2 protein-coding genes are annotated in these 3,885 nt (G+C 61.9%); both read left to right on the forward strand.

Annotated elements, in window-relative coordinates; all coding sequences use genetic code 11:
* Positions 1-95: 95 nt before the first annotated feature.
* Entirely contained in the window at positions 96-1,316 is a 1,221-nt protein-coding gene (locus R1101_RS0118030; protein ID WP_026003426.1) for a pyridoxal phosphate-dependent aminotransferase, read from the forward strand.
* An 840-nt stretch (positions 1,317-2,156) separates the two neighbouring features.
* On the forward strand, positions 2,157-3,885 hold a 1,729-nt coding region (locus tag R1101_RS0118035; RefSeq protein WP_016934752.1), incomplete at its 3' end, for an NADP-dependent isocitrate dehydrogenase.

Raw genomic sequence — 3,885 nt, forward strand, 5'->3', positions numbered from 1 at the left:
AGGGGCTCGGCGATCGAACCGCGGCCTACAAGAAATGCCCGACCGGAAGGGTGAGTTGACGTCAATGCCAAGACAACCTGGGAGAGCGCCCTTCAATGAGTAGTCCCATCAACCAGGCTCGCAAACTCGAACAGGTGCGATACGACATCCGCGGACGCATCCTGGACAAGACGGAAGAACTCGAAGCCGAGGGTCACACTATCCTCAGGCTGAACGTGGGTAACCCGGCGCCGTTCGGGTTCGAAGCTCCCGACGAGATCATGATGGCGATGATCCGGAATCTCCCTACCTCTCAGGGATACTGCGACTCACGCGGGTTGTTTTCCGCCCGGACTGCGGTGGTGCAGTATTACCAGAGCAGGGGCATTACTGCACTCGACGTAGACGATGTCTACCTCGGAAACGGCGTTTCCGAGCTGATCACGATGACCCTCCAAGCGATGTGTGATCCTGAGGACGAGATCCTCATTCCAGCACCGGACTATCCGCTGTGGACTGCGTCCGTGGCGCTTGCGGGCGGAACACCGGTGCACTACTTGACGGATGAGGCCAGCGCCTGGGCTCCGGATTTCGAAGACCTCGAGGCGCGCATCACCGACCGCACCCGGGGCATCGTCGTGATCAATCCGAACAACCCCACAGGTGCCGTCTATTCGCCGGCAGTGCTCCAACGATTCGTCGACATCGCACGCAGACATGACCTCGTACTGTTCGCGGACGAAATCTACGAGAAAATCGTCTACGACAACCAGGACGTAACCAATCTGGCCTCATTGGCCGGCAACGACGTCCTGTGTTTGACGTACTCGGGGCTGTCCAAGGCCTACCGGGTGTGCGGGTTCCGCGCGGGCTGGTTGGCCATTACCGGTCCACGTCACCGCGCCTTCAGTTTCATCGAGGGCATCAAGCTCCTCGCCAATATGCGGATGTGTGCCAATGTCCCGGCGCAGCACGCCATTCAGACGGCGCTCGGTGGCTATCAATCCATCAACGACCTGCTCCTGCCGAAGGGGCGGTTGACCGAACAGCGCAACCTCGCTCACCGGATGCTCAACGAGATCGACGGTGTCAGTTGTGTGCAAGCGCGAGGGTCGCTATACCTGTTTCCGCGCCTTGATACCGATCGATTCGGCATCGTCGACGACGAGAAGTTCGCCCTGGACCTCCTCAGCTCGGAAAAGATCCTCATCAGTCACGGCCGGGCATTCAACTGGTCCAAGCCCGACCACTTTCGGCTGGTGACTCTGCCGAGGGTCGATGAACTCGGTACGGCGCTCGATCGCCTCGGTAACTTCCTGAGCCACTATCGGCAATAGATTTCCGGCTGAGAGGAAGGGCGACGGGTCTATGGTCGCCGTTCCTCCTGCAGGGGGTGTTGCGATCGACGCTCGGCCCGCCTGCGCTGGCCGCAGAGCTTCCGGCCGGTTGACGCTACCCCGTCAGCCGGCCTCTGACATGCATGGGCCGGCTTCGATGGAAAAGCCCTCCACGGTCGCCATCATGTTGTCGAACAGGTCGGTGTAATTTTCACCGGAAAGACGCAGGTGGCCGGCGACGTGGTCGAAGAATGTGCTCGTCCGTGGAACAACTGCTTCGGTTCAGGGAGTGCCTCCGCACAAGAGCCCCGGGGTGACACCGATGATCGACGTCACCGACTCGACTCGGCGATACCGACGTGGAGCAAGCGCAGACTCTCGTGCGTGGAGGAAAAGGCCGGGCAGGGACGGGAGGCTCCTCGGGGTGCCCGCTACGCGTGCAGCCACGGCACCGCTGCCAGTGAACCAGGATGCCGCGCGGGTGGTCTCAGTGGCCGGAGTATCGGCGGAAGCAAGGCGGTGTAGGTGGTTTCGGCGACCCCGGCATCGGAGATCCACGCTCCGGTGTCCGGGTCGCGGCCTGCTCCCCCGATGCGGCACCGGGACCGACGCATCGTCGGCACTCGAACCGATCCCGCTGGACTGCGGCGTTCATGGTCGCGAGCGGCCATGAACGTTCACGGTAGAGCGTCCAGCAGGCCGTCGGAGCCTGTTGGCGGAGTCGCGCTACCGGCGGGTAAATATGGTTCTTGTGTTCTCGCACGTAGCCTGAAAGTCGATGCACTACCGCACGGAGCACTTCGTGATGCGGACCGAACAGACGTGGGAGACGAGACAAAAATGAGCGCCGATAAGCAGTCGACCATCTTCTACACGTTGACCGACGAGGCACCGTTGCTCGCGACCTACGCCTTCCTGCCGATCGTGCGTACCTTCGCCGGTGCCGCGGGCATCGAGATCGAGTCCAGCGACATCTCGGTGCCAGCGCGAATCCTGGCCGAGTTCCCCGACAGCCTTACGGAAGAACAGCGCGTCCCGGACAACCTTGCCGAGCTGGGGCGACTGACGCAACTGGCCGAGACCAACATCATCAAACTGCCCAACATCAGCGCGTCTGTGCCGCAGCTCTTGGCCGCCATCAAGGAACTGCAGGGCAAGGGCTACCAGGTCCCGGACTTCCCGAACGCCCCGAAGACGGACGAGGAGCGTGCAATCCGGGAGCGCTACGGCAAGATTCTCGGCAGTGCGGTCAACCCGGTCCTGCGAGAGGGCAACTCCGATCGGCGCGCACCTCGGGCGGTGAAAGAGTACGCCCGTAAGCACCCGCACAGCATGGGCGAGTGGTCGATGGCCTCACGCAGCCACGTCGCGCACATGCGGCACGGCGACTTCTACCACGGCGAGAAGTCGATGACGCTGGACCGGCCGCGCAAGGTCCGGATGGAGCTGGTGACCGAGGGCGGTGAGACGATCGTCCTCAAGCCCGAGGTGGACCTGGGTAAGGGCGACATCATGGACAGCATGTTCATGAGCAAGACGGCGTTGCTCGACTTCTACGAGGAGCAGATGGAGGATGCGCGCAAGACGGGCGTGATGTTCTCCCTCCATGTCAAGGCGACGATGATGAAGGTCTCGCACCCCATCGTCTTCGGCCACGCGGTGAAGACCTTTTACAAGGACGCCTTCGCCAAGCATCAGAAGCTGTTCGACGAACTGGGCGTCAACGTCAACAATGGTCTCGGCGACCTGTACGACAAGATCGAGACGCTGCCCAGCACGCAGCGCGACGAAATCAAGCAGGACCTGCACAACTGCCATGAGCACCGTCCCGAGTTGGCCATGGTCGATTCCGCCCGTGGCATCTCGAACTTCCATTCACCCAGCGATGTCATCGTGGATGCCTCGATGCCCGCGATGATCCGCTCGGGCGGCAAGATGTACGGCGCGGACGGAAGACCCAAGGACGTGAAAGCGGTCATGCCGGAGTCGACTTTCGCGCGCATCTATCAGGAGATCATCAACTTCTGTAAGACCAACGGCGCGTTCGACCCGACGACCATGGGTACCGTCCCCAACGTCGGGCTCATGGCGCAGAAGGCCGAGGAGTACGGCTCGCACGACAAGACTTTCGAAGTTCCGGAGGAGGGCGACGCCAACTTCGTCGATGTCGACACAGGTGAGGTGCTGCTCACCCAGCATGTCGAGGCGGGTGACATCTGGCGCATGTGCACTGTCAAGGACGCGCCGGTCCGCGACTGGGTCAAGCTCGCTGTCACCCGGGCACGCAACTCCGGTATGCCGGTTCTGTTCTGGCTCGACCCGTACCGCCCTCACGAGAACGAGTTGATCAAGAAGGTCGAGCTGTACCTGCAGGATCATGACACCGACGGCCTGGACATCCAGATCATGTCGCAGGTGCGTTCGATGCGGTACACGCTGGAGCGGCTGATCCGCGGGATGGACACTATCGCCGCGACCGGCAACATCCTGCGTGACTACCTCACCGACCTGTTCCCGATCCTCGAACTCGGTACGAGCGCCAAGATGCTGTCGATTGTGCCGCTGATGG

The organism is Rhodococcus sp. R1101 (genome assembly GCF_000278445.1).
Lineage (GTDB): Bacteria > Actinomycetota > Actinomycetes > Mycobacteriales > Mycobacteriaceae > Rhodococcus > Rhodococcus gordoniae.

What these genes read in the sequence shown, in the direction of transcription:
- R1101_RS0118030 (WP_026003426.1), top strand. Translation starts at nt 96, where the DNA reads ATGAGTAGTCCCATCAACCAGGCTCGCAAACTCGAACAGGTGCGATAC.